The organism is Aquibium carbonis (assembly GCF_003970795.1).
In the GTDB taxonomy this organism is placed as follows: domain Bacteria; phylum Pseudomonadota; class Alphaproteobacteria; order Rhizobiales; family Rhizobiaceae; genus Aquibium; species Aquibium carbonis.
Window position 1 is genome coordinate 1 of record NZ_RWKW01000053.1, and the last position, 23,669, is coordinate 23,669.

The following is a 23,669-nucleotide window of genomic DNA, read 5'->3' on the forward strand; positions in this document are numbered from 1 at the left end:
GTAGCTCGTCAGGCTCATAACCTGAAGGTCGCAGGTTCAAATCCTGCCCCCGCAACCAAACAAGTCCTTGAAATACAAAGCCAACACAAAGCGCCCCTGCCAGTCGGTCGGGGCGCTTTGGCGTTTTGGGGACAAATTGGGGACAACCCCGGCCAACTCCCGCCAACAGGCGGACACGGCGCAAGATCGTCCTCCACATTCCGGGCGAAGCCCGATATTGTGTGCGAACGATGACGGGGCACGGCATTTAGAAGGCACGATACGGCGCACGCTCTGGCCCGTCGGCGCGATCAAGCGCCTGCCTGATGGGGGACAGACGGGGCGACATGCGAACACAAAAGATAGCCAAGCCTGAAAAGCTGACCGTGACGGCCTCCACGATTTTCGAGGGGGACGCGCTTACCGTGCTCCGTCGGCTGCCCGACTGCTCCGTGCAAACGATCATCACCTCACCGCCCTATTGGGGTCTGCGGGACTACAGCATACCCGATCAACTCGGCCTTGAAGGGACGTTGCCCCAGTACGTCAACGCCCTGCGCTCGATCTTCTCGGAAGCGCGGCGGGTGCTTAAGGATGATGGGATTTTCTGGCTGAACATTGGCGACGGCTACACAAGCGGCAACCGGGGTTGGCGCGCGCCTGACAAGAAAAATCCGGCCCGTGCCATGTCAGTACGGCCAGACACGCCGGACGGCCTCAAGCCAAAGGACTTGATCGGCATCCCTTGGCGGCTGGCGTTCGCCATGCAGGAAGATGGATGGTACTTGCGGGCCGATATTATTTGGAACAAACCCAACGCCATGCCCGAAAGCGTGAAGGATCGCCCGACACGCTCCCATGAATACCTGTTCATGTTCACCAAGGATGAGAAGTATTTTTATGACCGTACTGCGGTCATGGAAGGCAACGGAAGCGGCAAGCGCAACCGGCGCACGGTGTGGAGCATACACACGCAAGCCTTTCCGGGCGCGCATTTCGCGACCTTCCCGCCTGCGCTGGTGGAGCCGTGTATCCTCGCGGCCACCAAGCCCGGCGACTTCATCCTTGATCCTTTTTTTGGCTCGGGAACGGCGGGCCTTGTCGCCCAACAGTTGGGCCGAAAGTATGTGGGGATTGAACTCAATCCCGATTATGTGGCGCTTGCTGCCGAACGGCTGGAAGCTGATGAAAAGTCCATTATTCGTGTGGCGGCCTGATGTTCAAAATACCCGATCCAGAATTACAGATTGATTTTTCGGGAGTGCTCGCGGAAATACGCGGGCAATACCTGCAAGACGCGCTCGCCGCGACAATCAAGAACCTCGACATAACGGAAATTGACAAGGCGCTTGCGGACTATGTGCCCAAGCCAAGCCTTGCGACGCTGGCAAGCCACGGCCTGCGTGGGGAACTTATGTTCCCGGTTCCGCTGCTCCTGACGGCTAACCCCCGCCTGCTCGGTTACTACCGGCTCTTGTACGGCTACAGCCAGAAAGAGTTTTACACGACGGAAACGGGGGTTTCCCGGTTCCAGTCCATGGAAAAGCGCGGGGTGCTGACGGCTGCCAACGCTGCCGATCTCCCTGATCTGTGCCGGGCGCTGTCCGGTGCGGCGGCGCTCCTGCTCGATGGCATTGGCGCGAAGCGCGTAAGCCAAGCCTTGCTTGATGATCTCACGCTTTTGACGCTCGGCCCGCAACTGCGGGGCGGTGCGAACGTGAAGAAGGGCGCGGCTGGGATCGTGAAGGTTTTCGACGCAATCCACGACATTGTTAAGCCCGCCGTCAAAGAAGCCACGGCCAACCGGATAGAAATTGAAAATGCGGCGGGGCGGCGCGTGCTGATAGAGTTTGCGCCCGATCCGGATATCATCATCCGCGAGGAAATGAGCAAGGACAATTTCCGGGAATTGATTGCGGTCGAAGTCAAGGGCGGTTCGGATTTCTCCAACATTCACAACCGGATCGGCGAAGCCGAAAAAAGCCACCAGAAAGCCAAGGCGGCGGGCTATGTGGAATGTTGGACGGTCGTTAATGTTGACCGTATCGACATGGACATGGCGAAGAAAGAAAGCCCCACGACGAACCGCTTTTATCGGATTTCCGATCTGATCAACGGCGGCGGGCCTGAATATCAGGATTTCCGCGCGCGGGTGATCTCGCTGACCGGCATACGCTCGTAACGAACGCGGCCCGCATACCTGCGGGCCGCTCCGGTTGAGGGGACAACGGCTTTAGCGGATGGCGTCGCCAACCACATAGATTGCGCTACCCGGTTCGGCGTTCCACCCGATCTGATAGGCGAAGGGCTGGCGCGCTCCGCCGTCCAATACCGCCTCGGCCTTGCAAAAGGCGGCCACGTCGTGGCCCTCGGCGGCGATGATCCGCATATCCTCGGCCACGGCGACCACGGCGGAAACGTCCGCACCCTGATGGCGCAAGCCGTCCAGCGTATAGGCGATGACCTCGCGCCCGTCGCAGGCGGGCAGGCGCGGGGCGGATGCCGCATACACGGTTGCCTTGCTCGGTGCCGCCCCGTGGACGGTCGTGCTGGCGTGGCCGGTGAAAGCATAGGCCAACGAAACGCCGATCAAGGTGGCGGCGCTGGCGGCCACAAATCGGCGGTTCATGCTAATTTTTTGGGGGATATGGAAAAGGTCGCGTTTCAAGGGGGTGCCTCCTGTCAGTTGTTTTGTGCCCCTATTTTCAGGGGGCGGCCCGCATAAGCGGGTAGGTGGTTGCAGGCATATGCAACCGGACAACAAAAGGAGGCTGACACTTTGCGCGAACGCCTGATGTTCCAAGCGGTTCTGCTCGCCCTCGGTGGGGGCGCTGCTTGGCTGAACGCTGGGGCGCTATTCGCATGGGGTCGCGCCGATGCCGCGCCAGTTGCGCAAGATGCCCCCGACGCGGGGGCCTACCTCGGCACGGATACCCAGCTTTGCACCTCCAAAAGCGCCATGGCGGCCTGCCTAACCATTCCAGCCGGGTCGCCGGTGGAAGTGTTGGAGCGGGCAGGCGGGCAAAGCTACGTCCGCGCGGGCGGGTTCTCCGGCTATGTGCGCACGTCGGCCATAAAGCGGGGAGATTAGCCTGTGATGATCCAAAACCTGAAATGGCAGGCGTTCTTTGCCGGGGCGATGGCCTCGGCCTGCTGGCTGCACGTCAACGCCGATCTATACCCCCATGCCGCCCTGCTGGGCGCTGCGGGCCTCTGGGGCCTATTCGGGCCGGTGCCCTTTGCACGGGGGAAAACCCTGCACGGTTCCGCCCGCTGGGCGACCAAGGCGGAAGCCAAGGCGCGGGGCCTGCTGGGCAATGCGGGCGTGATCGTCGGCAAACTTGAAGGCCGGTTCTTGCGCTATGACGCGCCCGGCCACCTCGCCACGTTCGCGCCGACGCGCTCGGGCAAGGGTGCAGGGCAGATTATTCCAACCCTGCTGACCTATCCCGGTTCGGTGTTCGTAACCGACATTAAGCGGGAAAACTACGATGTGACGTCGGCCTATCGGGCGGACGTGCTCGGCCAACAGGTCGTGAGGATTGACCCCAGCAACCCCGCTCCGGGGGTGATCTTCAACCCGCTCGACTGCATCCGGCGCGATGCCAACATGGCAACGGATGCCGGGGTGCTGGCCGATCTGCTCATGCCTCGGTCGGGGGGTGGGGGAGCGTCCGAACACTTTGACCAACAAGCCCTGATCCTCGTTCGCGGGCTGCTGCTCTATGTGATCGACAAGGCCGGGGATCGGGCCTGCATGGGCATGGTGCGGCAAGCCCTGATGGCGGGGCCGGAACAATTTGAGTGCATCCTTGACGCTATGGCGGCCAGTGCCGTGCCCGAAATACGCGAAGCGGGCGGGCACATGCAAAAGCTGGCGGCCAAGTCGCCGCGTGAGTTTGGTTCCGTCCTGTCAACGGCGGTGGGAAAAACTGACATTTGGAGCGACCGCCAAGTGAAGGCGATCACGACGGGGCGTAGCACGGTCGATTTTGGCCAGATGAAGGAAAACGGCGTAACCGTCTATTTGGTGGTGCCGCCCGATGAAATAGGACACTTCCGGGTGTTCATGCGAACGGTGGTCGGCATGGCCTGCCGGGCGATGACCAAGAACAAGGCGAAGCCGGAAACGCCGGTGCTATTCCTGCTCGATGAGTTTCCCGCGCTCGGGCATATGGCCTCGATTGAGCAAGGGATCGGCGTAGTTGCGGGCTATGGCGTCCGGTTCTGGATTTTCTGCCAAGACAAGCCGCAACTTCTGGCAATTTACGGCAAGGCGGCGGGTACGCTGATGGCTAACTGTGCGGTGCGCTCGTTCTTTGGCGTAACGGAATTGGAAACGGCGGAATACATTAGCCGGTCGCTCGGGCGAACGACGGTCGAAACCCAGAACCAAGCGGCCCGCGTGGCCGGTGGCGGTCTGGTGGCAACCGACGCCACGGTGTCGCGCTCGATGACGGCGCGCGATCTGATGACGGCGGATGAAGTCGCGGCCATGCCTGAAACGAAACAAATTATCCTTGTCCAAGGGCTGCGCCCGCTGATGGCGGACAAGGTGCGGTATTGGGAAGATGCCGCTTTCCGGGGCCTCTTTGGGCGCTGGGAACAGGGGTAAGCCGTTAGGCTGCCGCCCATGAACAAACCGCCCAAGGTCGCCTTGGGCGGTTCTCGTTGGGGCCTACCGCCGCCACGGTGGCCGGTACTCGAACGGCACGACGGCGAACACGCGCACCATTAGCGCCACGTCCTGCCAGTAGCGCCATTGCTCAAGATCGTCATCTCGCCAGCAAACCACGGCATGACCCAAGGAAAGCCGCAAGGCGGCCTCGGGGCTACCGCTGCATAAAAGCTGCATGGCCCGCTCTGCGGCGGGCGTCATGTAGTAGGGGGACGGGATCGCGGCCTCGGTCATGCGGGCCGGTCACTTGTACATCTGGCACTTCATGGCGGTGCAAGTGGTCGAGGGGATACAAAACTGCTGCTTGCCCGATGAACCGCAAGGCGTTTGTGCAATGGATGCGCTATAGCCCGGCTTACAGGCGGGATATTTCAGGCCGGTGATGCATGGCTGGCATTTGTCGGTAAGCTGGTACTGGTCAAGGCTACACGTCAGGTCAAGGTTATTGATCGTCTGGAATAGCTGGTGAATATCGCCCTCGTTCTTGCTCGTCCGGGCGTTCAATTCAGCGTCCCGCGCCTCCAATGCCTCAAGGCGCACGTTTTGGGTTTGGTCGATGCCGTCCTGATTGGTGCGAAAAACCTCAAACTCGTTCTCCAGCCGCATGTTGCTGCTGGCGCGGTCGATGCCTTGGCCGGTGACGTGCTGGGCGTGACCGGCAAGCGGAAGGATCGACGCGGCGACAAGGGAAACAAACAAAATACGCATAATCAAAAGTCCTCACTTGATGGTTTCAATTACTGCCATGAGCGCGTGCCGGACGGCTGCGCCAATGCTGAAAAGCAATTCGGCAATAATGCTCGCCAATGCCTTTGCTTGGGCGGGGTCGTGGACGTAGGAAATAACCGCCAGCGCAAAAATCATCCCGATTACAATTTTCAAAATCATCTATTGGCCCCCTATGATGTTTTGCACATGTAAACCACGGCGCGGAATGGCGGGCGGTTGTCGAACGGTTCCGCGCTGCCGGTCGTGCCGGTGCTGCCGCTCCCAAATACGGGAAGTGTGTTCACCCCGTTGACGAACGAAACGCCGGGCTGACCGGTGATGTTCATTCCGTGACTGTGCGGGGGCAGGTTGGGAACGCTCAAAGTCAGGCGATGATTGCCGCCAGCTTGGCCCAAGGTGTAGGTTTCCGGGAACCCGCCAACGCTGACCGATCCGACACCAACCAAGAACCGCCCGCGCAAGTCGGGGGTACCGTTGGTGCCGTCGCAAACCTGAAACCCTATCGGCGGCGTGGCCGTGTACATGGGGACTATGGAATATTGCGGGAGCGCTCCACCGCCGCCGACTGGCTGCCATGCGGTTCCGTTACAGAACTCAACCCCGCCCGAAGTGCTGTTATAGCGCAAAGCGCCCTCGTTCTCCGTATCGCACGCACCGCCCGCGCCTAGTTTTACCTCGCCGCTAGGTGGGATGATCTCGCTCAGGTAGGTAATGGACGCGCCTTGCGTGGTCTGGTTCGCAAGAATGGCGGTCGCCATTGCCTCGTATTTGCTATTTCCGACGTTTGTTGAATGGGAATAAAACTTGTCCTGCGCCGCTGCGGGTTCGGCGGCGGCTAAAGCTGTCAGGAAAAGAAAAGCCTTCATGTGCGCGCCCTCCGTGTTGTTCTCGGGGGCTTATGCGGCTTGCCGCCAATTTCGGCTGACGTGCGGCGGCGGGTGATGACTGACATTCCGGCCAGCTCGTCGGCCGGCAACCTGTCAGGAATTGAAAACCCCCGCCGGGGCGGGGGTCGCTGCTAGCCCTTGTCGGCGTCTAGCTGCCGTAGGGTGGCGATCTGGATATATTCCTCGGGCGAACACTCAACCTTTTCGGCGGCGGCCTTGATGGCGACCACGGCGACGGGAGTAAAAAGCCCCTCCCATGCGGGCGTGTATTGACCGCCTTCCGCTAGGATTTTGTCAAGGTCGATAACTTTGGGCGATTGTTGCTTAGCGCTGTTGTCCATGTCCTTTGCCTTTCACTGGGGTTGTGCCTTTCGGCCCGACGGCTACGCCTCATGCGTCGCCGTCAATCGTTCCAATCAATTCCGCGATCCCGGCCCCTGTCGTCGCGGTCGATCTCGCGCTCGCGCTCCCGCTCGCGGGACAGTTCGGCCAGCGCGGCGGCCTTCTCCCGCACGTTCAAGTTTTGTTGCGCTAGGCGGTTCTCCTGCTCCTGACGGTCGCCGGTGCGTGCCGTCCACTCCCGCCAATGACGCTTGGCCTGCTGTTCCTTATGCTGCACGGCGGGAAGCGTCAGGCGGGCAACCTCCACGCGCTCGCGCGCGGCCACAAGCTGGGCGCGGGCCTTCTTCAAACGCTCGATGGCGGCAAGCGCCTTGCGGCGCTCTCCGTCCTTGACCATGGCCCGTACCTTGCCCCGCAAGATGCCAAACCGTTCGGGCTTGAAAGCCCTATCGGCCAACCGTCGCGTGCGCTCCCGCTCAACCTCGTACTGCTCCCATGCCTTCTGCGCCTCGGCTGGGTTCGCAAATGCCTCCGCGATTGCGGCCATGATTTCCGCACGGGCCTGCGCGGCCTCGCGATCCATGCCCGCAACGCGGGCGGCCAAGGCGGCGGCGGCCTGCTCGGCCTCGCGTGCGCTCGCCTCGGCGGCCCGCTGCTGGCTCACCTCTGCTTGGTAGGCGTCGCGCTCGCGGATCGCCTCGTCTAGCGCGCCCTGACGGCGGGCGTATTCGGCGCTGTAGGCGTCGCCCTCGTCGTCCAACGCAATCTGTGGTTCCTGTATGGCCTCCGGGCGCTCCGGCGCTCTCTCGGGGCGCTCTGGGGCCTCTAGGCCGTTCTCGCGGGCGTAGTCCGTGAACCGCTGCCCAAACCGCTCGGCAAGCTGGCCGGTGCGTATGTCCTTCTCTTTCCCAAACACGTCGGACAGCTTGGCCTTGTGCGTGTCGCTGTAAACGTACAGGGCGGCCTTGCTGCCCTTCCCGGCCATGCCAAGGCGCAAGCCCTGCGCCTGTAGGCGCTCGGTCAGGTCTGCCCAGCCGGTCGCCTCGCGGAAGGCGGGCAAGGTCTGGCCCCTGATTTCGGTCCGTTGCTCGGGGGTGAACGTCTGGAAGGGTGCGCGGCCCTCGCGCCGCGCCTCGTGATATTCGGCCTCGCTCGTGCGCCCTTGGCCGATCTCCTGACTGATGTTGAACCCGTGTTCTCGGGCAAGGTCGCGGGTGTGGTGATTGAGCCGCACCTTGCAACCGACCAAGCCCCCCCTGCCGGTCGGCAATTCCTGTTCGCCGTCGCGCGGCCTCGCCCATTCCTCCCATGTCTTGCCGGTTTCCGGGTGGACGCGGTGAAAGACAAAGTGCATGTGCGGGTGCGGCTCGTCCTTGTGGCTGACCACAAAGCCCACATGCCCCGCCAGCCCCATGCGCTCGATGATCTGCCCGGCAATCTCCCGCTGCTTATCAGGCGTCGCCTTGTCGGCCTCTTTGGGGTCGAAGCTAATGGAGAAATGCAGCAACGGGCTTTCGGGCGGGCGTCCCGTCCGGTTCTGCATGACCACAAGGTGATGCGCCTCAAGCGTGGCCGTGATGCCCGGCGCGTCCTTGGCCTCGATGCCGTAACCCTGAACCCATGCGACGCGCTCGGCCTGCACGTCGGCTAGGCTGCGGCCTGCCCGGTCGCTGGCGCTCCCGAAAAACTGATACCCTGTTGCCTTTGCGATGTTGTCCGGCTGCCGGGCGGGCATTTTGGCCCGCATGGCCTAACCTGCCGGTATCCGCATGATTTCGCCCAGCGCGTCCCGCAAGGTGTCGATGCTGACCGGCTGCCCGGCGTTCGCGGCCTTGGCCTGCGCGTTGATCTTGTGCCCCTGCTCCCGCAGTCGCTCAAGCCCCGCCGGTGACAGCGGCGGACGGCTGCCGGTGTGGGTTGCGTTGATATGGGCAAGAAACTTGTCGGCGGCCTTCTCGGCGTAGGCTGCAAGGTCGCCGTCGGTCGCGGTAGCGATCTGGCGGAAGTTTACCGCGATGGCGTTTAGTTCCTGAACGGTCGCCAGCACGGCAACCGGAAACGATGCCTTGGGCGGCGGATTGAACCGCGCCACGGCCTGCCGGACAAACTCGGCAAAGCCCATCCCGGCATGGGCGGCCTTCTGTTTCGCGGCGATGTAATCGTGATCCGTTAAGCGAACGGCACGGGGTTTAAGTTTCGCGTCCATCATTCCATGCTACCCTCCTTTATTCCACCAAGGCCGAAGGCCGAACAGTGGCAAGATGGAAACGGGTATCCGCAGTATTCGGCGTATTCGCCGTATGCGGGGTATCCGTTTCCCCATCTTGCCGCCCTCCTTCTGCTTATGACTGGCACCGCAAGCCGACAACTGAACGACTACGGCGGCTACGTGCACTACGCCGTGATGCACGGCGTTCTTGTCGGCTTTGCCTATTGTCCAAGTCGGGCACGGGCGGCCCCTCCCGCTTGGCGGGATGGCCGCGCCCGGCGTCAGGCCCCGTTAGGCTGTAGGGCTGAACCGGCCCGCCGCGCCTCCCGAAGGATGGTGCAGGCGGCGGGACGCAGTGAAGCCCGGAAGCCTGTGGTAAGGGTGGGCGGCGTGCCGTCCACGCTTTCCAAGGGGCCTGTGGTCAATGGGTGAAGGCGGGCGCTCGCGCTGCTCGCGGTGGATACGCTCGGGCCTCCGGCCCTGCCGCGCGGCGTCGCTATGCTCGCCGCGCGCGGGGAAAGGGGGAGCCGTCCGCTCGGTCGATTTTCTCCGGGGGCAGGGGTGCGGCCTGCGGCCAGAAAGAGGAAAGCCGCCTTGCGGCGGCCTCCCGGTCGTGTCGCCTATTTCGGCGGTTCGTTGTCGTTCGCGGCGATGATGACCAGCTTACCGCGAAGTCCCGCCCGCATGATCGCTATCGTGTCGGCTGGGCTGTAGCTTACCAGCACCGACGGAGCGTTAGCGGTTCCGGCCTGCTTGCCGGTGACGTGGTAGAACTTCAACCGGCCCTCGAAGAAAAAGACCGCGTGGGCCTTGGCCCAAACCGTCTTGTGAAAACCCTTGGTGTCCGTCCGGGCGAAGATCAGGGCGATCCCGCTGCCGTGGTCGGCCAGCTTGTCGAGCCACCTAAAGGTTTCTTTCCCGTATGGCGGATTGAGCCAGATCCGCCCGGCCCATGGCCTGCTTAGGCCGTCGTCCTCGATGGTGTAATGCCGCTTTGCGGTTTCCCAAGGCCGGTTGACCGGCGCGCAGGGGTCAAGGTCAAACTCGCCTAGCTGGCGGATCAGGTCGGGCGGGGTCAACCATTCGTCTTTTGTCTGCGCGGTGCGCGCGCCGAAGAATGCCCTTTGCAATGGCTTTTCCTCGTTCTCTTTCGAGCCGGTCGCGTCCGGCTCGGTTTCGTCTGAAAAGAGAAAGGGGGAAAAGCGATCGTTCACTCGATCTAGCCTCCATCTATCAAATAACCGGCCATGCCGTCAAGCTAAAATATTGATTTGCTTGCGGTAATTGGGTCTTGTTGGCCGTTGTTGGCTTATGTGGTCACTCACAAATGCCCCATGTGGACATGCACGACGGAACGTCTTTCGCGTCCTCGTCGAACAGAGGGAATTGCCAGCCGCCGCGCGTCGTGCGGCACCATTCGCGCACCTGCGCAATGGTGGGGATGCCGACGCCGGGGACGGTGCCGGGCGGGAACCACGTCCGGCCTAGCGTCGCCTCCCAGTCGGCCAGTTTTTGCCATGCCCATTCGGGCAGGCTTGCGAGTTCGGCCTTGCTGGCATGGATGCACGGGTAACACCCGACGCGGCCAGCGCCTGCGGCATAAAGCGGGTTGGGCGGTACGCCTTTCGCCTTAAGAAAGGCGAAAACGTCGGCAGTTGACCAGTCGAGCAACGGGCGCGAAGTCCAGCAATCAAAATAGGTGTGCCATTCGTCGCGCGGATAGGCTGCGCGGCGCTTGCTTTCGCCACGCCTGATACCGGTCAGGATCAACCAATCTTGGTTGGCGTGGTGCTCGGCCAGATAGGCGCGGATCGGGGCTAGCTTTAGGTGCTCGGTGCAAAACTGGGCCTTGGTTGATGGAAAGCGTCCTTTATATCTCGCCATGTCAAGAAACGGCTCGCCGGTCGGCTCAAGCTCCTTGCGCGCCAGCCGGTCGGCAAAGTCGGCACGCACCCAAACAATCGGCGGGCCTCCGGCCATGTTGGGCAGGTTGCGAAGGTAATTGAGCGTTACGGGATGTTCGTGGCCGGTGTCGGCGAAAATCGGTAAAAAGCCGTCTGGGCCGTAGCGGTCAATCGCCCATAGGTAAAGGGCGGTGCTGTCCTTCCCGCCCGACACGTTGACCACGGGCAAGGTCTCGGCGGTGGCGGTGTCCTGTTCCTCAATATGAACGGTGACGCGGGGCACGTTCATTCATGGGTGCCCCCCATGTTGCCGTGGTGCGGGTGGTACTTCGGCACGAAAAAGCCCAGCTTGCCGGGCACGGGCCGGAACGGTAGCGGGCGGGCGTTTTCCAGCACAAAGGCATAGGGGCCAAAGAACCAATGCGACGTGCTGTAATTGATGCAGTCCACAATCTCGGCCTGCCCGACGATCCCGCCGCGCTCCAATGCCTCGAACGGGGGCAGGGTCACGCCGTCGGCCTCGGCCAGCATGGCCGCGCCGTTATAGTCGGCGCGGGTCATGGTCTTTGCGGCGTGGATCAGGATCGGCCCGCGCTGCCGGGTCGGCCAGTTGCGATTTTCAAGGCGCTTGTGGCCGTTGACGATGAGCCATGCCCACGGCTGGCGGATGGAAAGGGCAACCATATTAGCGGCCCTCCGCCTCGTCTTCGTCCTCGTCCACTTCGGGAAGGTCTTCAATATGAATAGCAGCACCTTCTTCGTACAGGCGCAGAATAAGCGTGCTGCGGCTGTTTTCTTCCTTGAACTGCTCAAGGAACTGGTGAACCGTATCGCTGTGCAATCCTTTACGTTGGAAGTTGATTACCTCACCCTCGGCAGGACAGTAGGGCTTGTTAAGTGCGTTGTGCAGGTCGTTTACAAAATCTTTGTATGTGTAAGACATATCTTTATCCCTTCTTTTGGGGTTGTTGGGGGCCTTGCGGCCCCGGTCTGGTTGATCTTATCGGGCGCGGTACACGGTCGGCATGCGGGTTTCTAATCCCGTGTGATCGCGGAACGTGTCGGGGAGCATGTCGGCGTAAATGTCGCTGGCCTTGGCGATCCGCTGCAATTCCAACGCGCGGGCGTTCCAGCGCATAAACTCCAAGGTATAAAGGTCGTTAGGGGTCAGGGTGATATGCACTTTGTTGATGCCTTTGGCGGCAAAGCGGGCGGGCAGGTCAAAGCGCAAGCCGTCCTCGTAAAGAATAAAGTTCTTTGCGCCGGTCATGGCGATAAACTTACCGCCGCCAAGCTGCTGCAAAATGGTGTGGCCGATTGTCTGCTGCATGTTATTTGCCCTCCATGTGAGCGGGCTTGTCGAAGAAATAGCAATCGCCATCGAAAACCGCTTGCGCGCCGTTGTCTGACCATTGGCACGCGACCCAAAGCGCCTTGGCGCGTTCCTCTGCCGTTCGGAGTACCAGCCCGCCGCTTACGGCCATGCCGCCGTCTGCATATACAATGATCTGCCGTGCGCGCTCGATGTGATCAAAGCTATTCATACCATTCATTTTGAGAACCCTTTTAAGCAGTTAATTTACTCTATACTTAGATTATGGTGTATAAATAAGCGCAAATCAACAAAAAAGATTAGCGAAATGCGTTTTATTTGCTGGTTGATTGTATACTTTGCCGCCGTTGCCGCTCTTTCGTTCGTGTCCAGCCGTCCCCCTTTCAGGGCAAAGCGCCCTTTTCCCTCATTCAAAACAACGGCGAGCAAGCGCCCAAGAAAACCTGACAGATTGCACAAAGGAAGATGATTTAACCGCCACAAAATAAAGCGATTTTTGTTTTTGATTAGCGGAAAAAATGTGATAGTATATATCTATATTCAACAGATAAAGGGTTCTCAAAAATGAATATGTTTAAGAGTAGTCGCCGCACAAAAAGTAGCCGCCGCTCCCGTGGTCTGGTGCTTGTGATTGACCGCAATGCGGTGCTGGTCGGCGCTGCGCTCACCTTCGCAACCGCCTTTATTTTGGGCTAAGGGGGCGCTGACCATGCAAAACCAAACTTCTAAAACTGTGCTCACCATTGACGTTGACGCATTCGTCGCGATTTTCGTAGGGCGCTATGATTATTCAGTTGAGCAAATACAAGAGTTTTTGGATGGAGATTGTGGGGCCGTTGATTGGACGGATAATTTTTCCGACACGCTTTCCGACCTTGATATTGAAGCAGCTTTATTTGAGGCCGTTCGAGACGCTTTCAGAAAGAAGCTTGGGCAGACTGCCGCAAGCGGCTCATAACCATCCTACCAACCCGACAAGCCGCCCTGCGGGGCGGCTTTTTCGTGCGCCGATGTTCGGCGGTTCCGGCTGGCTCGCTCCGCCTCCCTTATCCCTGAAACCCCGACATGCCCCCGCCGTCGGCGGGGCTTGGCGGGGCGCGAAGCGGGGGAAGGGAGGCGGAGAGAGCGAAGCGAGCGGAGCGGCCAAGCGCCAGCGGGCGCTTGGCGCTTGAACTACAAGCGAAAATCTGGCCTCAATGGGGCGCCCCATAAGGGGGGTTATTGGGGGCGCTGCGCGGGGGTCTAAAAATGGTGCCTGAAAGCTGGCTTAGCCGTCCGAAGAAAGCGGGCACGGTGGCGGCGGAAAAGCGCCTTTGCGATCTGCTCGCCCTGCCGCACCCGGAAGCCCTGCCGGACGATGAACCGGCCTTCTATATCGGCACGATGGTTCCGGCCTCGTCGGTCGATCTGGTCGAGAAGTTTACGGCGGCATGGCTCGAAGAAAAGCGGGCGCTGATCAAGCGCCAGGTCGCGGCGGGGGATTGGAACGATCTCACCCCTGACGATCTGCCGGTGAAGCCGTGGGGCAACATGGCGGGCGGGGGCACGGCTGCCCTTTTGGAGTTCGCCTATCTGTTCCTGACCTACCGCCTATATCTGCACAACGTCGCCAAGGGGGTGAAGCCTACCGAAACGCTGAAAAGCCGCTCCCTTGGGCGGGTCGGCCACGGGGAAGTGCAAGCCAGCGAAACGCCGCTTTGGCGGCCTCTGGATATGCGTTTCCTGATGCTCAAGGGGCGGTTTGATGCCCCAACCCCGGCTGAATGGACACCCGATCTTGCGGGGTATCTGCACTACCTGCGCGCGGTTGCGCCGGGGGTCGCGGATTTTCTCGCCCGGCCTCTGCCGGTCATGCTGCCCGCGTCCTCGATGCTGCGGCACTCCTACGTCACGGGCGCAATCGGTTCCGGCAAAACCGAAATGCTTAAGCTGCTCATTCACGGTCTGGCCGGGGCAGGCAATAGCGCCGTCGTCGTCCTCGATCCTCACGGGGACATGGCCGAACAAATCGCCCGATGGCCGGAGTTCGCGTCGGGGGGCGCGTGGCACGGGCGGCTTGTGTACGTCGATCCCTTCCTTGATCCGGGCTTTTCGCCCTGCCTCAACCCGTTCGATCTGGCCGGACGCAAGGCCACGGTGGCCGATAGCCAACAGTTCGTTGAAGCCCTATCCGAAATGCTGGGCACGGGCGGCGGGTCGTCCTTCACGGTGCCTATGCGTAACATTCTGCTGCATACCGTGCCCGTGCTCATGGGGGAGCCGGGGCGCAGCCCTGCCGATCTCGTCCGGTTCCTGAACCAAGGCGAAAATATCGACCTTGTGGAAGATGCCCGGCGAAAGCTGCCGCCGGATGAAGCGTCGTTCTTTTCGGGGGAGTTTCAGGCGGGGCAGTACCAGCAAACCCGGCTGGCGATCACGACAAAGCTGCGGGTCATGCTGCAAGCTGGCCGGTCGCTGTTCGTCGGGCCGTCCACGGTCAACCTTGAACCGCTGATTGATGCCCGCAAAGTCGTTGTGTTCAACCTCGCCAAGGGCAGGTTGGGGACGGAAACAAGCGCGGGCCTCGGGCGGTTCATCCTCGCCAACCTGCTATCGCTCGCCCTGCGGCGGGCGGCGGACAAGCGCACGGCGCGCACGCCTGCGCACGTGATCGTGGATGAGTGCCAAAACTACCTTGGCCCGTCGGTCGAACAAATCCTAACCGATGCCCGCAAGTTCGGCGTGGCGCTGACGCTGTGTCAGCAACAGGTCGGGCAGGCCATGGGCACCGATCTTGCCAAGTCGGTACTTGGCAACCCGCAACTGAAAGTGGCCGGAACAAACGAGGCGGGGAGTTATCGCGCCTTGGCGGGGGCGCTCGGCGTTCGCCTCGATATGTTCATGCGGCTGCGGGATCGGCAATTCGTCGTCGCGCGTGGTGGACGGAACAAGCCTGCGCCGTTCGTCCTCGATGCCGCTGGACACTTGGCGGACGAAAGCCGCGCCATGACGGCAGCGGAATGGGAAGCGGTGAAGGCCGAACAACTGGCCGCCTATTACCTGCCGCTTGGCGGCCGGCCTGCCCCGCTCGGCGGTGCCGACGGGCCGGACGATCCGGCGCAAGCGCCGGTCGGCGTGCCCAAACCTAAGTACGATCTCAAGCGGCACGATTGACCATGACGCCGGTTGAAGCGCGCACGCTCGAAGCCCTGTCCGTCTATCGGTTCCTGACGGTCGATCAGATGCGGCGACTTGGCGTCGGGAACGACCGTAAACACTTGGGCGACAGGCTCCGGCTGCTCGCCAATGGGGGGTTAATCGGGGTGCTAACATGGGGGGTCTATCCCGGCCTTGGCCGGTTGCCCCGCATGTATCACCTGAAGGCCAAGGGCGCGGCGGCGCTCGCCGCATACCTGCGTGTTGACGTGGGGGAAGTCCCGTTCGTGCCGGGGTCGCCCAAGTTCGAGATGGATCACTTGCACCGGCGCGGGACGGTGGATTGCCATATAGCCCTGACGCAATGGGCGGCGGGCGCTGGTCGAACGGTCACGGGCTGGCGGCCCTACTATGGCGGGCAACCGCTGCGCCTGCGCCTGCCGGGCGGGCGCACCCTGTTCCCGGATGCCGTCTTTGACGTAACCCGCGCCGACGGGCGGCCCGCGCTGACGGCGTTGGAGGTGTGTCTTGACCGGGGCGGGACGGATCGCGGGCGGATCGTCCGCCAGATGGAAGGCCACCGGGAGGCGATGGAAGCCGGGTTGCTGGCGGAAGCCCTGAACGTCCAGCGGGGCAACCGCCTGATTGCGGTGTTTGAGGCGGCGGCCAGCCGCGACGCTGTGCGGGAACGGTTAGGCGCGCTACCGGCGTTCGCCGCGTTCGCGCCGCTGTTCCTGTTCGCCGTCCTCGATGACGTGCGGGCAGATTTCGGGGGGTGCTGGTCTGACCTGACCGGCCAGCCGGTCGCGCTTTAGATATCGTCGAATTGGGCAACAAGCCGCTGGATGCGCTGGCGGCGTTCCTCCTGCTGGCGCTCCCATTCCTCGACGGCCAGCCGGTCGGCCTCCTGCGCGGCGCGCTCGCGCGCCTTGCGCTGGCGATGGTTGAAGATCGCCACGGCTACCACGGCCAAGACGGCAAGTGCGCCGTAGAAGATCAGTTCCGTTGGGTGCATGTCAGTTTTTCGTTGCCGAAGGTTAGGGCGCGGCGGCATAATAATCTTGCGTGGCCGTTTGGTCGAGAACCCCTATAGCCGCGCGGGAAAGGGGGAGCCGTCCGCAAGGGCGGTTTTCTCCATTGTAGGGGCTGGCGCTTTTGGACCGGGCGCAGGCAATCGAAAACCCCGCCTTTTGGGCGGGGTTTGTTGGTTAGTCCTCTTTCTTTTTCTTCTGGCGCTCAAAGCGAAGATCGCTTGCCTCGCCGTCGGCGGGGACGGAAGCGACGGCATAGACGGGAGCCGGGAAGGCGGGATCGTCCAGCTTGACCGACAGGTAAGGCTTATCCGCCTTGCTGGTCTTTTCCCAAGCCGCGCCGATCTCGATGCCGTCAGCCATGACGCGGAAGCCGGGGGCTTTCTCGTTGTCGCTCTCGGTCGGAACCAGTTGCAGCGATGCCTTTACGGTCAGCGTGTGCAAGGTGCCCTCGAAACCGTTTGCAGTTTTGACGATTTGGCCGATTTTCATAACTCTATCTCCTTTTGATTTCTGGCTGCGCCTATCGCCGCCTTTCATGCCTTATCGTCGGCCCCGCCAATAAGCGGACGGTGCAAGGGAAAAATCGGAAGGTTCGCCGCTCGCGGGGAAAGCCGTGTTTTCCCTTGTGGCGGATGCGGGCGGGGGCAGATTGGGCCATGTCAGGAATGCGGCTCGATGGGCTGCTGACACTCAAGAGGGGATGGAGCCGGAACGGTCGGCCACGTCGGGCAAACGCCCAAACGGTCGGGGGATGCCTGCGCCTCGATGCGCCGGGAAGGCTGCAACGGTGCCGCCCTGCGGCAAACGCTCTGGAAAGCCCCTGCAATGCGTCCTTGGCCTGCGGCGCGGTGCGGGTAGGGAAAGCCTGCGGTAAGCCTCCGGCGGCCTGCTGGCTGCGCCTGACGGGTGTTCCCGCTGCCGATGCACCGGCAACATGGCGGGCGGGCTGCTTTCGCTGTGCGCCTGAATGGACAACCAAAAACCCCGCACGGGGGCGGGGTTCGTGGCGCGGCGTCCGGCAAGCCGGATGGCGGATCACTTGTCGGCCATTTCCCACGGCGCAACGTCGCCGATCTGGCGCTCGGCCTCGCGCTGTTCTTTCATCAGCATGGCCTTTGCGTCCTCGATGCCGACTACGGCCAGCGCCAGCGCGTGGGCCATTTCCTGCGGGTCGGTGATGCGGGATGCGTGGGCAAGATCGCTCGCCCGTTCCTGCAATATGTGGCCGATCTCGGCCACACGGCGTTGCATGTCGTTCATTTGGTGGGGGTTCCTTTCAGTTGTTGTTGGGCCTTGCGGGCCTGATACCGGGCACGATCCGCCGCGCGCTTGCGCTCGCGGTTCTCGGGCTTGGCTGCCCAGCGGTGCCAAGCCTCCCTGACCTGCTGGCGGCGCGGTCGCGCCTTTAGGCGGGCAAGGGAAAACTTTTCCGGCGCTGGCTGGCGCTCGTCGTTTTGCAAGCGGCGGATCGCCGGGTGTTTCTTTCTGACCGTCACGCCCTCGGGTAGGGGTGCGCGCCAAAACTCCAAGGCTCGCCCCTCGCGGTCAAACTCGATCATCAAGCGGGGGTCGTGCTGGCTCCGGCCCATAAAGCGTACGTCGGCAACGTCGGTGCCGGGGATCGTCCGGCCCGTTTCGCGCCGGTGGCAGATAACAACCGGCTGGCCGTCGTTGGTGAGGAAGGCAAGGCCGATCTCGATGTGTAGGGGCTGGCGCATGGCTCAAGCCTCCACACGGGCCAGCCCGTCGGCGGCCTCGGTCATGATCCGTTCGATTGTCCGCAGGCGCTCGGCGGCGGCCTGTATGTCCTCGTAGGCCGATTGAGCGGCCTCAAGGTCGTAGGCGGGCGCTCGCAGGCTGTTGACGGCTCCGGCAAGGTGCAGGCTCAACTTGTGGGCCTCGCCGCTGGCGGTCGTCAGCAACACGGCGGCGGTGCGTACTTGGGTCGGCTTGCTCATTTCTCGGCCCCTCCGAACATGTCGGGGGTGCGCTTGCAGCGCGGGCCGGGCTTGATCGTCGGCGGGGTCGGCGCGTCTTTGCGCCCGGCGGCGGTCAACACGCTGTCGATAAAGACAAGTTCGCCGGTGCCGGAAAGTCCGCCGCTGTCGTTTCGTGCCTGCTCCACAAAGGGGCGGGCGGTGCGTAGGGCGGCTACAAGGTTCCTTTCAAAAGCTGTGAGGGGCATGGGGTAAGTTCCTGTTTCATTCTTGTTACTTGACGCGGTAAGCCTCGCGGACGCGGAAGCGCAGCGCGTAAAGGGAGCGGATTGCGTCGCCTAAACCTGCGTCCACGTCCTCGAAGGCGGGCGGGTCGCGGTCGGTGCGGCGGCTGCCTCCGGCCTTGCGGCCACGCCAAGCCGTTCCGGCGGTCAGTATGTCCGGCTCGGCCATCCATTGGCCCCGGTAAACCTGACTGACCTCAAGCCGGGTGCTCGTCTGATCCTGCTCGCGGTCGCGCAAAGCGTTCTGGTGGCGGGTTTCGTCAACCAGCGTGAACAGGTACGCCTTGCGGTCGTTGGAAAGAACGAACGTCCAGCGGGTCGCGCTGATCAAGTCGCGGTCGTTGTGGCTGCGGGTCACATAGACTTGCGCACCTTGGATGTTCTGCCCGTCAAAGGTAGTGCCGCAAGCATCCTCAAGGCGGCCAGCCGTGTAATTCAGCTTGTGGGCGGCCTCGGTTGCGCACCAACGGGTGAGCGTGTTCCGAATGTCGGTCAACGTCTGGAAAGTGGCTGCATAACTGGCAGTATTCCACCCGGCCCAAGCGGTCGCCGGAATAAAGGCGGCGGTGGCGGCAATGGCGATAGCTATGGCTTTCATTGGCGCTGTTTCCCAACTTCAATGTTGCTGTCAAAAACGATAGTCGGGAACAGGCGTAAACCGCCCCCGATCTCGCCTTCTTGGCGGTTGGTGTAGCTGCACCCGGTTGCGGTCAGCGCGACCATGACCAGCGCCACGGGCAGGATAAGCGCGGCCAATGCCCGGAAGAACCAGACAAACACCAATGCGGCGTAACGGGATTTATGATGTGAACGCACGGCGTAAAATCTCCTCGATATAGAACGACAATCCAAAGAACCGGCTTTCAACGTAAATCGTGGCTGCTCCGGCGTAGAACCAAAATACACGCGGCCAGCGAAAGAACAGAAAGAGGCCGATCAGCGCTGCAATACTGCCGAAAATCAAAAATGCCCAAGCGTTAAAGGCGGTCAGGATCGCTATTGTTGCCATGAGCACGATAACCCCGCCGGGATTGGCAAGAATGGCGGCAAAGGCAAGCGGGTTCATAGCGCGCCCTCCGCCTGCTTAGGTTGGTCGGTATACGTCCGGTCGAAACTCATGCGCACTTGCAGCACGTCGGCGGCCAGCATCCGGGCCAGCGTTTCGGCGCGCTGCAACAGTTCCTCGGCCTGCTCCCGGTCGGTGCGCGGCCCGCGCATGTAGAGGGTTTGCAATTCACGGGTGACGCGGTGGAGCGTCCCGGCGTTGCCGGTGGCACGGTCGATGCCGTCCAGCATCAAGTTGTAGGCGTCGCGGTTCATAGGCTCGGCCTCCCCCCTAGTGTTTCGTCGGCTGGGCCGGGTTCGGCACAAAGGGGAGCACGTCGCAGCAAGGAAGCTCGAACAGGACGGAACGCCCCTCGATGCGGGTGGGTATGTCGCCCGATAGCAGGCGCTTTGCCACATGGGCCGGAACGTCCCAGCGCTCGAACATGTGCGTTATGGCGCGTTGGTCGCCTTGCCGGTGGGCAAGCTGTAGGGTGCGGAACAGGGAAGGCGCATCCGTCTTTTGATCGGATCGGAGTGCGTAAACTACGGTTCTCGGTTCTGTATTCATGGCAGAAATCCAAAGTGATTGTTGGCTATATTTCAATTATGGTTACAGTATAACGCAAAACAAGCCGATTGGCGAAAGAATATTTGCGAAAAAATGAAGCCGCCTAGAACGCCATTAAAAGCGCTTTGCCGCCGGTGCGGTGTCCTCTATCTATTCAAGACCAAGAAATGCACCAAAAGCCCGCTGGCTGCGTCTGGCGGGTATTTGTAAGGGGTCTGGTGTTCGTCCCTTGCCTCTCGGAGCCGCTTTCGCGCCGGTCGCCCATGACCGGACGGCGGACGGGTCAAGGCCGCGCTTGCGCGCCCGAAGGGCTTGGCCTTTACCCGGCTGACGGGCGGGCATAGACCAAGCAACCGAAAGCGGAGACGGGAGCACGGGGACGCGCCCTTGCCTCGTGGTGAGCTTGAGCGAACCGCCCCCGTTTGGGGGCTATGGGGGATGCGCGCCAGCCCATAGGCTGGCTTAGCGCATTCCTTTTCAGGCAGGCGCAAGCCTGCCGCCGCGCCCTGCGCGGCTAAGTACAATCCCAGCCGCCGCAAGGCGGCTTCCTTTTAAGGCCAAGCCGAAGGCGCAGGCCAAAGCCGTAGGCGGCTGCGATTTTTTGGGGAAAGGGGGAGCCGTCCAGCCCGGTCGATTTTCTCCGGGGGGGGCGATGCTATCCCGATGCCGCGCGCTCTCGCGCGCTTTGGTAAAAATAAGGTAGAAGAAAGGTAGAGGGATTTTTGATCGTCGGAAAGTGGCGGTGCTGTTGGCTTTCGACGGTGTGAGGAGCGATGCTATCCCGACAAAGGGCGATGCTATCCCGATAAAGAGCGATGCTATCCCGACGGGCGTGCGATGCTATCCCGATGAAAAATGGCCCGCCAAGGCGGGCCATTTTTGGGGGCGTGCGATGCTATACCGATCCCATAAGCCGGATAGCCAGTTGCTCACGGCCTTTGGTGCTGATCTCGATGTTGCTTGCGGCGATGATCTCCAATCGCTCAAGCTCGCGCGCTGCCCTGAGAAGGGCGGCGCGGAAGTCACGCGGGCGTCCCGTGTACTGCATTTTCTCTTTAAGCCAATCGACCGCATAGCGCTGCTCGCAATCGGATGACGTGGCGACAAGACGTTGCAGGGCCTTTGCCATATCCTGACCCCGCCCAATCTGCAAACGCTTGTTCCAATCGAGCAACGCATATTCCCGATTGCCAAACATAGTTTGCCAACGAGGGTCAAGTCTGTAGCTGTAGGTTTCGGTCGTATCGTCGTAATCAAAATCGGCCACGATGTGAAAAGCCTTGGTTGTGCCGATCCTGTATTTCATGGAACCGTCCGGCCTTTTAGCCTCGACATAAAGCGTTGCTGCGGTCAGGGCTTTCATGCGGCGGTGTAGCCATTCGTAATCGTGCTTTCCGGTGCTCCGGCCCATTGCACGCAGCAGCGCGGCCCGGTTCAGTTTGATCGGCTGGCCCAAGGGTTGCGTGCGAGCCTCGAAAATCAGTTGCAAGCAAAGATCGGCGTCGGCCTCGTCCAGTTGCTCGCCAGTGTAGGTCATTACCGCGTCGGCGCGGGTAACTAGCGTGGTTTCGCGGTGGTACTGGCGTCGGCCACGGGCGACGGGGGCGAACAAAGACGATCTTGCAACCTGATTGGGCATAGCGCGCAACACGTCGTCCAAACCGGCTATGAACAGGCGGGGGCCTGTGTTGTCGTTCGCAGCGGCTTGCGAGGGGGCGGCGGTGGGGCTTGGTGCTTTCAGGGTGGGGGCGGCCTCGAAAAGTGGGGGCGCGTCAAATGTGCCGCGCATTTCCTCATAACGCTTCTTCCAGTACGGGGAGAGTTTTGATTGATTATTTTGCGACGACATGCAATTATTTCCTTATTGATTATTTGCAGATAAAATAATCATGCGCTAATCAACCGGCTGTTTCAAGTAGTCGGTTGATTTTATTTTGCATGAATAAAGAAAAGCCCCCAGCTTGCGCCGGGGGCTTATTGTTCTCCGCCTGCCGTTAGGCTGCGCGGTCGGCCTTGGGGGCCATGCGCTGGCCTTCAAGCCAGCGGTTGAACTCGGCGCGGTCGATGTAGACCCTACCGCCGATCCTCACCAACGCCGGGGCTATCCCGCTCGTTTCCGCGTGGAATATCCACCAACGTAGCTTGTTTTCCGTGATGCCGGGTGACTGGTCGGCCACCTGCCGCACGGTCAACAGGTCTTTCAAGTCCACCATGTCCAAACCTCGGGGCATGGGGTTTGAAAAGGCCAAGGAAGCCTAAGATTTACCGCTGAAAAGGTCGTCGTTCAAGCGCTCGACTAGCCCCTTAACGTGGCTCTCCGATAGATGGGCGTAGCGGCGTACCATCTGCAACGTGCGGTGCCCCAGCACTTCGGCAATCTCAACAAGGCTCGCGCCTTTCATGGCAAGGTAACTGGCGGTTGAGTGCCGCAGGTCGTGAAAGCGAAAATCCGCCAGCCCGGCCTTGCTGCGGGCGTTCTCCCACGCGGTGCGTATGTCGATGGGTTCTTGCCCGTCGGCGCGGGGGAATAGCCAACGGGTCGCCGGTGGCTTGGGCATGGCGTCGTATAGTGCGGCGGCCTTGGCCCGCTGCTCTGTGAGCACGTCGGCAAGATGCCGGGCGATGGGCACGGCGCGGGTGTCACCGTTCTTGGTGTCGCGCAAGATCGCCGTGCGCCGGTCAAGGTCAACGTCGGCAAGGGTCAACGTCAGGATTTCGGATTTCCGTGCGCCGGTGCTCAAGGCGAACATAACCACGGGGAAAAGGTGCGCGTTGTCGCTCTGGCGGCAAGCCTCAAGCAAGGCGGCCCGTTCATCGTCGGATAGGAAGCGCGTGCGCTCGTCGCGTATCTTGGTGATGGCGTTCACCCCGTCCATGGGGTTCTGCGCCGTCCACCCCCACGCCTTGGCGTGCTTGAACAACACGGCCAGCGTGTCGCGGTAGTGTTTCAAGGTCTTGCGGCTCTTGGGCCGCTCGGGGGCCTCGCCCTCGTCCAGCTTGCGGCGGGTGTCGCCTGCCTCGGCCAGTTTCTCTAACTCGGCCTCGATGGCGTCCGTTGTGATGTAGGCCAGCCCGTAAGTGCCTAGAACGCGCTGCCAATGCCCTAGGTATGTTTCGGCTGCCCGCTGGGTGGTCGGGGCCTTGTGGGGCAACACCTGACGCTTGTAGCGGTCGATCACGTCGCCAAGGGTCTTGCCCTTTGCGGTCGCCACCACGTTTTGCACCTCGCCGCGCCGGATCGCGGCCTCGGTCTGCTGCGCCCATAGCTTGGCGTCGGTCAGGCGCTTGAAAGTCTTTTGCCGCTCGGGCAGGCCGCGCACCCTGACGCGCACCCGGTAATAGGGTTCGCCGTTCTCGCTGCGGATGCGCTTTTCAATGGTAGGCATGGCGGGGCCTCGGGGACGCGCGGGGACAATATGGGGACACTTGTTCCCATGCTCCGGCCCGTTTCGTCAACGGCTTTCAACAAGGCGCTGGCGCTAAACGCCTGCAAAAGCTATGGTTTGGCGTTGGGGGTTGTTGGTGCCGATGGGCTTGCGTTAGGCTCATAACCTGAAGGTCGCAGGTTCAAATCCTGCCCCCGCAACCAAACACAAAAACCCC

The 23,669-nt window shown here is 61.7% G+C and carries 33 protein-coding genes; 6 read left to right on the plus strand and 27 right to left on the minus strand.

The window, feature by feature from the left end; translation table 11 throughout:
- Positions 1–326 precede the first annotated feature (326 nt).
- The gene (locus EJC49_RS14820) at positions 327–1,196 is read left to right on the plus strand and encodes a DNA-methyltransferase (protein WP_126700717.1); all 870 of its coding nucleotides are present in this window, start codon (positions 327–329) and stop codon (positions 1,194–1,196) included.
- The gene (locus EJC49_RS14825; protein WP_126700718.1) at positions 1,196–2,161 is read left to right on the plus strand and encodes an XcyI family restriction endonuclease; all 966 of its coding nucleotides are present in this window, start codon (positions 1,196–1,198) and stop codon (positions 2,159–2,161) included. The genes EJC49_RS14820 and EJC49_RS14825 overlap by 1 nt, the downstream gene beginning before the upstream one ends.
- 51 nt (positions 2,162–2,212) lie before the next feature.
- Here EJC49_RS14825 and EJC49_RS14830 read toward each other — a convergent pair whose 3' ends face one another.
- A complete protein-coding gene (locus tag EJC49_RS14830) occupies positions 2,213–2,647 on the minus strand; it encodes a hypothetical protein (protein WP_126700719.1) in 435 nt (144 codons plus the stop codon).
- A gap of 429 nt (positions 2,648–3,076) precedes the next feature.
- On the opposite strand from EJC49_RS14830, the gene EJC49_RS14835 reads away from it, so the two are divergent.
- Positions 3,077–4,594, plus strand: coding sequence for a type IV secretory system conjugative DNA transfer family protein (locus tag EJC49_RS14835; RefSeq protein ID WP_126700720.1), 1,518 nt, complete (start codon positions 3,077–3,079; stop codon positions 4,592–4,594).
- Between the two features lie 63 nt (positions 4,595–4,657).
- On the opposite strand, the gene EJC49_RS14840 is transcribed toward EJC49_RS14835, so the two are convergent.
- The 13 genes from EJC49_RS14840 to EJC49_RS14895 all read right to left on the minus strand — a co-directional run bounded on the left by EJC49_RS14840 (position 4,658) and on the right by EJC49_RS14895 (position 12,281).
- Positions 4,658–4,891, minus strand: coding sequence for a hypothetical protein (locus EJC49_RS14840; RefSeq protein ID WP_126700721.1), 234 nt, complete (start codon positions 4,889–4,891; stop codon positions 4,658–4,660).
- A 9-nt stretch (positions 4,892–4,900) separates the two neighbouring features.
- On the minus strand, positions 4,901–5,365 hold the full coding sequence (locus EJC49_RS14845; RefSeq protein ID WP_126700722.1) for a hypothetical protein: 465 nt from the start codon (positions 5,363–5,365) through the stop codon (positions 4,901–4,903).
- 12 nt (positions 5,366–5,377) lie between these two features.
- Positions 5,378–5,545, minus strand: a complete 168-nt coding sequence (locus tag EJC49_RS25695) for a hypothetical protein (protein ID WP_170314726.1) — start codon at positions 5,543–5,545, stop codon at positions 5,378–5,380.
- An 11-nt stretch (positions 5,546–5,556) separates the two neighbouring features.
- Positions 5,557–6,252 (minus strand): hypothetical protein, encoded by a 696-nt coding sequence (locus EJC49_RS14850; RefSeq protein ID WP_126700723.1) that lies wholly within the window; start codon positions 6,250–6,252, stop codon positions 5,557–5,559.
- A 152-nt stretch (positions 6,253–6,404) separates the two neighbouring features.
- On the minus strand, positions 6,405–6,614 hold the full coding sequence (locus tag EJC49_RS14855; RefSeq protein ID WP_126700724.1) for a hypothetical protein: 210 nt from the start codon (positions 6,612–6,614) through the stop codon (positions 6,405–6,407).
- A 62-nt stretch (positions 6,615–6,676) separates the two neighbouring features.
- Entirely contained in the window at positions 6,677–8,362 is a 1,686-nt protein-coding gene (locus EJC49_RS14860; protein WP_126700725.1) for a relaxase/mobilization nuclease domain-containing protein, read from the minus strand.
- Positions 8,363–8,365: 3 nt separating this feature from the next.
- Entirely contained in the window at positions 8,366–8,824 is a 459-nt protein-coding gene (locus tag EJC49_RS14865) for a plasmid mobilization protein (protein WP_126700726.1), read from the minus strand.
- Positions 8,825–9,444: 620 nt separating this feature from the next.
- Positions 9,445–10,038 (minus strand): DNA N-6-adenine-methyltransferase, encoded by a 594-nt coding sequence (locus tag EJC49_RS14870; RefSeq protein WP_210211802.1) that lies wholly within the window; start codon positions 10,036–10,038, stop codon positions 9,445–9,447.
- A 103-nt stretch (positions 10,039–10,141) separates the two neighbouring features.
- Positions 10,142–11,017, minus strand: a complete 876-nt coding sequence (locus EJC49_RS14875) for a phosphoadenosine phosphosulfate reductase family protein (RefSeq protein ID WP_126700727.1) — start codon at positions 11,015–11,017, stop codon at positions 10,142–10,144.
- A complete protein-coding gene (locus EJC49_RS14880; protein WP_126700728.1) occupies positions 11,014–11,412 on the minus strand; it encodes an ASCH domain-containing protein in 399 nt (132 codons plus the stop codon). Before EJC49_RS14880 ends, EJC49_RS14875 begins: the two co-directional genes overlap by 4 nt.
- 1 nt (position 11,413) lies before the next feature.
- Positions 11,414–11,671: a hypothetical protein gene (locus tag EJC49_RS14885; RefSeq protein ID WP_126700729.1), complete on the minus strand. Its 258-nt coding sequence runs from the start codon at positions 11,669–11,671 to the stop codon at positions 11,414–11,416.
- Positions 11,672–11,728: 57 nt separating this feature from the next.
- A complete protein-coding gene (locus EJC49_RS14890; RefSeq protein ID WP_126700730.1) occupies positions 11,729–12,058 on the minus strand; it encodes a hypothetical protein in 330 nt (109 codons plus the stop codon).
- Position 12,059: 1 nt separating this feature from the next.
- On the minus strand, positions 12,060–12,281 hold the full coding sequence (locus EJC49_RS14895; protein ID WP_126700731.1) for a hypothetical protein: 222 nt from the start codon (positions 12,279–12,281) through the stop codon (positions 12,060–12,062).
- A gap of 489 nt (positions 12,282–12,770) precedes the next feature.
- Between EJC49_RS14895 and EJC49_RS14900 the strand changes: the two genes are divergently transcribed.
- From EJC49_RS14900 to EJC49_RS14910, 3 genes are all read left to right on the plus strand, one after another.
- Positions 12,771–13,019 carry a hypothetical protein gene (locus EJC49_RS14900; protein ID WP_126700732.1) on the plus strand — a complete coding sequence of 83 codons (249 nt, stop codon included), beginning with the start codon at positions 12,771–12,773 and terminating at the stop codon, positions 13,017–13,019.
- 290 nt (positions 13,020–13,309) lie between these two features.
- Positions 13,310–15,214: a type IV secretory system conjugative DNA transfer family protein gene (locus tag EJC49_RS14905; RefSeq protein ID WP_126700733.1), complete on the plus strand. Its 1,905-nt coding sequence runs from the start codon at positions 13,310–13,312 to the stop codon at positions 15,212–15,214.
- 2 nt (positions 15,215–15,216) lie between these two features.
- Positions 15,217–16,011, plus strand: coding sequence for a replication-relaxation family protein (locus EJC49_RS14910; protein WP_245453408.1), 795 nt, complete (start codon positions 15,217–15,219; stop codon positions 16,009–16,011).
- Here EJC49_RS14910 and EJC49_RS14915 read toward each other — a convergent pair.
- From EJC49_RS14915 to EJC49_RS14975, 13 genes are all read right to left on the minus strand, one after another.
- On the minus strand, positions 16,008–16,211 hold the full coding sequence (locus EJC49_RS14915) for a hypothetical protein (RefSeq protein ID WP_126700735.1): 204 nt from the start codon (positions 16,209–16,211) through the stop codon (positions 16,008–16,010). The two genes, EJC49_RS14910 and EJC49_RS14915, sit on opposite strands and share 4 nt — an antisense overlap.
- 193 nt (positions 16,212–16,404) lie before the next feature.
- Complete coding sequence (locus EJC49_RS14920) at positions 16,405–16,719, minus strand: DUF736 domain-containing protein (RefSeq protein WP_126700736.1); 315 nt, start codon at positions 16,717–16,719, stop codon at positions 16,405–16,407.
- Between the two features lie 546 nt (positions 16,720–17,265).
- Positions 17,266–17,490 (minus strand): hypothetical protein, encoded by a 225-nt coding sequence (locus EJC49_RS14925; RefSeq protein WP_126700737.1) that lies wholly within the window; start codon positions 17,488–17,490, stop codon positions 17,266–17,268.
- Entirely contained in the window at positions 17,487–17,948 is a 462-nt protein-coding gene (locus EJC49_RS25965; RefSeq protein WP_210211803.1) for a hypothetical protein, read from the minus strand. The genes EJC49_RS14925 and EJC49_RS25965 overlap by 4 nt, the downstream gene beginning before the upstream one ends.
- A gap of 3 nt (positions 17,949–17,951) precedes the next feature.
- Positions 17,952–18,188, minus strand: coding sequence for a hypothetical protein (locus EJC49_RS14935; RefSeq protein WP_126700738.1), 237 nt, complete (start codon positions 18,186–18,188; stop codon positions 17,952–17,954).
- On the minus strand, positions 18,185–18,415 hold the full coding sequence (locus EJC49_RS14940; RefSeq protein ID WP_126700739.1) for a hypothetical protein: 231 nt from the start codon (positions 18,413–18,415) through the stop codon (positions 18,185–18,187). The genes EJC49_RS14935 and EJC49_RS14940 overlap by 4 nt, the downstream gene beginning before the upstream one ends.
- 25 nt (positions 18,416–18,440) lie before the next feature.
- Positions 18,441–19,049 carry a hypothetical protein gene (locus EJC49_RS14945; protein ID WP_126700740.1) on the minus strand — a complete coding sequence of 203 codons (609 nt, stop codon included), beginning with the start codon at positions 19,047–19,049 and terminating at the stop codon, positions 18,441–18,443.
- Entirely contained in the window at positions 19,046–19,267 is a 222-nt protein-coding gene (locus tag EJC49_RS14950; RefSeq protein WP_126700741.1) for a hypothetical protein, read from the minus strand. Before EJC49_RS14950 ends, EJC49_RS14945 begins: the two co-directional genes overlap by 4 nt.
- Positions 19,251–19,517 (minus strand): hypothetical protein, encoded by a 267-nt coding sequence (locus EJC49_RS14955; RefSeq protein WP_126700742.1) that lies wholly within the window; start codon positions 19,515–19,517, stop codon positions 19,251–19,253. Before EJC49_RS14955 ends, EJC49_RS14950 begins: the two co-directional genes overlap by 17 nt.
- On the minus strand, positions 19,514–19,771 hold the full coding sequence (locus EJC49_RS14960) for a hypothetical protein (protein WP_126700743.1): 258 nt from the start codon (positions 19,769–19,771) through the stop codon (positions 19,514–19,516). Before EJC49_RS14960 ends, EJC49_RS14955 begins: the two co-directional genes overlap by 4 nt.
- Before the next feature lie 1,190 nt (positions 19,772–20,961).
- On the minus strand, positions 20,962–21,915 hold the full coding sequence (trfA, locus tag EJC49_RS14965; protein ID WP_210211804.1) for a plasmid replication initiator TrfA: 954 nt from the start codon (positions 21,913–21,915) through the stop codon (positions 20,962–20,964).
- Positions 21,916–22,060: 145 nt separating this feature from the next.
- Positions 22,061–22,279 (minus strand): helix-turn-helix domain-containing protein, encoded by a 219-nt coding sequence (locus tag EJC49_RS14970; protein WP_126700744.1) that lies wholly within the window; start codon positions 22,277–22,279, stop codon positions 22,061–22,063.
- A 42-nt stretch (positions 22,280–22,321) separates the two neighbouring features.
- Positions 22,322–23,452 carry a tyrosine-type recombinase/integrase gene (locus EJC49_RS14975; protein ID WP_126700745.1) on the minus strand — a complete coding sequence of 377 codons (1,131 nt, stop codon included), beginning with the start codon at positions 23,450–23,452 and terminating at the stop codon, positions 22,322–22,324.
- Positions 23,453–23,669 lie beyond the last annotated feature (217 nt).

Coding starts and splice junctions, on each gene's coding strand:
- EJC49_RS14820 (WP_126700717.1), top strand. CDS start 327: ATGCGAACACAAAAGATAGCCAAGCCTGAAAAGCTGACCGTGACGGCC.
- EJC49_RS14825 (WP_126700718.1), top strand. CDS start 1,196: ATGTTCAAAATACCCGATCCAGAATTACAGATTGATTTTTCGGGAGTG.
- EJC49_RS14835 (WP_126700720.1), top strand. CDS start 3,077: ATGATCCAAAACCTGAAATGGCAGGCGTTCTTTGCCGGGGCGATGGCC.
- EJC49_RS14840 (WP_126700721.1), bottom strand. CDS start 4,891: ATGACCGAGGCCGCGATCCCGTCCCCCTACTACATGACGCCCGCCGCA.
- EJC49_RS14845 (WP_126700722.1), bottom strand. CDS start 5,365: ATGCGTATTTTGTTTGTTTCCCTTGTCGCCGCGTCGATCCTTCCGCTT.
- EJC49_RS25695 (WP_170314726.1), bottom strand. CDS start 5,545: ATGATTTTGAAAATTGTAATCGGGATGATTTTTGCGCTGGCGGTTATT.
- EJC49_RS14850 (WP_126700723.1), bottom strand. CDS start 6,252: ATGAAGGCTTTTCTTTTCCTGACAGCTTTAGCCGCCGCCGAACCCGCA.
- EJC49_RS14855 (WP_126700724.1), bottom strand. CDS start 6,614: ATGGACAACAGCGCTAAGCAACAATCGCCCAAAGTTATCGACCTTGAC.
- EJC49_RS14860 (WP_126700725.1), bottom strand. CDS start 8,362: ATGCGGGCCAAAATGCCCGCCCGGCAGCCGGACAACATCGCAAAGGCA.
- EJC49_RS14865 (WP_126700726.1), bottom strand. CDS start 8,824: ATGATGGACGCGAAACTTAAACCCCGTGCCGTTCGCTTAACGGATCAC.
- EJC49_RS14875 (WP_126700727.1), bottom strand. CDS start 11,017: ATGAACGTGCCCCGCGTCACCGTTCATATTGAGGAACAGGACACCGCC.
- EJC49_RS14880 (WP_126700728.1), bottom strand. CDS start 11,412: ATGGTTGCCCTTTCCATCCGCCAGCCGTGGGCATGGCTCATCGTCAAC.
- EJC49_RS14885 (WP_126700729.1), bottom strand. CDS start 11,671: ATGTCTTACACATACAAAGATTTTGTAAACGACCTGCACAACGCACTT.
- EJC49_RS14890 (WP_126700730.1), bottom strand. CDS start 12,058: ATGCAGCAGACAATCGGCCACACCATTTTGCAGCAGCTTGGCGGCGGT.
- EJC49_RS14895 (WP_126700731.1), bottom strand. CDS start 12,281: ATGAATGGTATGAATAGCTTTGATCACATCGAGCGCGCACGGCAGATC.
- EJC49_RS14900 (WP_126700732.1), top strand. CDS start 12,771: ATGCAAAACCAAACTTCTAAAACTGTGCTCACCATTGACGTTGACGCA.
- EJC49_RS14905 (WP_126700733.1), top strand. CDS start 13,310: ATGGTGCCTGAAAGCTGGCTTAGCCGTCCGAAGAAAGCGGGCACGGTG.
- EJC49_RS14910 (WP_245453408.1), top strand. CDS start 15,217: ATGACGCCGGTTGAAGCGCGCACGCTCGAAGCCCTGTCCGTCTATCGG.
- EJC49_RS14915 (WP_126700735.1), bottom strand. CDS start 16,211: ATGCACCCAACGGAACTGATCTTCTACGGCGCACTTGCCGTCTTGGCC.
- EJC49_RS14920 (WP_126700736.1), bottom strand. CDS start 16,719: ATGAAAATCGGCCAAATCGTCAAAACTGCAAACGGTTTCGAGGGCACC.
- EJC49_RS14925 (WP_126700737.1), bottom strand. CDS start 17,490: ATGAACGACATGCAACGCCGTGTGGCCGAGATCGGCCACATATTGCAG.
- EJC49_RS25965 (WP_210211803.1), bottom strand. CDS start 17,948: ATGCGCCAGCCCCTACACATCGAGATCGGCCTTGCCTTCCTCACCAAC.
- EJC49_RS14935 (WP_126700738.1), bottom strand. CDS start 18,188: ATGAGCAAGCCGACCCAAGTACGCACCGCCGCCGTGTTGCTGACGACC.
- EJC49_RS14940 (WP_126700739.1), bottom strand. CDS start 18,415: ATGCCCCTCACAGCTTTTGAAAGGAACCTTGTAGCCGCCCTACGCACC.
- EJC49_RS14945 (WP_126700740.1), bottom strand. CDS start 19,049: ATGAAAGCCATAGCTATCGCCATTGCCGCCACCGCCGCCTTTATTCCG.
- EJC49_RS14955 (WP_126700742.1), bottom strand. CDS start 19,517: ATGAACCCGCTTGCCTTTGCCGCCATTCTTGCCAATCCCGGCGGGGTT.
- EJC49_RS14960 (WP_126700743.1), bottom strand. CDS start 19,771: ATGAACCGCGACGCCTACAACTTGATGCTGGACGGCATCGACCGTGCC.
- trfA (WP_210211804.1), bottom strand. CDS start 21,915: ATGTCGTCGCAAAATAATCAATCAAAACTCTCCCCGTACTGGAAGAAG.
- EJC49_RS14970 (WP_126700744.1), bottom strand. CDS start 22,279: ATGGTGGACTTGAAAGACCTGTTGACCGTGCGGCAGGTGGCCGACCAG.
- EJC49_RS14975 (WP_126700745.1), bottom strand. CDS start 23,452: ATGCCTACCATTGAAAAGCGCATCCGCAGCGAGAACGGCGAACCCTAT.